1 protein-coding gene is annotated in these 986 nt (G+C 31.7%); it reads left to right on the top strand.

All coding sequences use genetic code 11. The annotated features are described in order from the left end of the window. Nucleotides 1-135: 135 nt before the first annotated feature. A partial coding sequence (locus OIO11_RS11660) for a transposase (protein ID WP_268071641.1) occupies nucleotides 136-986 on the top strand: 851 nt, incomplete at its 3' end.

Below are 986 nucleotides of genomic sequence, written 5' to 3'. Positions count from 1 at the left end.
TTACCTAAGTTTCGTACAAACAAAACTTTATTAGTTTCCATATTATAGTTTCCAAAAAATAAATAGTGGATAATACCAAGCCTTGAAGTATAATTTTCTTACCACAAAAAAATTAAGAAAGGCAGGTATTATCCTATGAATAATTTTACCTTTACTCAAGATAACTGTAAAGAAGAAACTACTTCCACTTGGTTAATTGCAGTAATGCAATTTGGTCTTAAAATTAATTTTTTCAAGCCATTTGAGACCTTTAAGATTAAAATGAAGGAAGTAAAATACTCCGTATATCAAAAACTTATTGTCATTATGATGTCTATAGTAATTGGTTGTGAAACAACTAAAGACATCAATGAAAAACTTGGTGTAGAAAAACTTGCTCTAAACTTGTTTGATATGAGTACAGTACCAGATCAATCACAAATTAATGAGCTAATTAGACGATTTGATTCTGATAGCATACATCAATTGCAAGATATTCATCATCATCTTTTTATGGAACACAGTAACTCAGTCCACTCCCATACGAAAGTAGTCGTAGACTGTGATCAAACAGGTCTAATTGCTAATGGCAAGACCTTTGAACTAGCTGAAAAAGGCTACTTCGCTAAGAAAAAAAATCAAAGTGGATATCAGCTAGCTGCCGCTTTTACAGGTGAACATTCTGAAACAGTTGCAATGTTTTTAGATTCTGGAAACACTCATTGCACTGACCACTACACTGACTTACTAAAGGCTATATTATCTAAATATAAAGAGCAGCTTCATAATGATAACTTAATCTTAAGAACTGATAGTGGCTTTGGTTCATCAGATAACGTTGAAAAGCTACTTTCAATTCCTAAATTAAAATTTATTACCAAAGGATACTCTACTAGAACAGCTAGCAATCTTGCAAAAGACATACATTATTCAGAATATACTCAAGCCGATAAGGCTGCATGGGTTTTTGAACTTCCTGAAAATAATGGTGTTAGACATATTATAGT

The organism is Clostridium sp. ZS2-4, from assembly GCF_026719745.1.
Taxonomy (GTDB): domain Bacteria; phylum Bacillota; class Clostridia; order Clostridiales; family Clostridiaceae; genus Clostridium_H.
The sequence above is the reverse complement of the archived record's forward strand: the minus strand, read 5'-3'. Positions and strand labels throughout refer to the sequence as shown.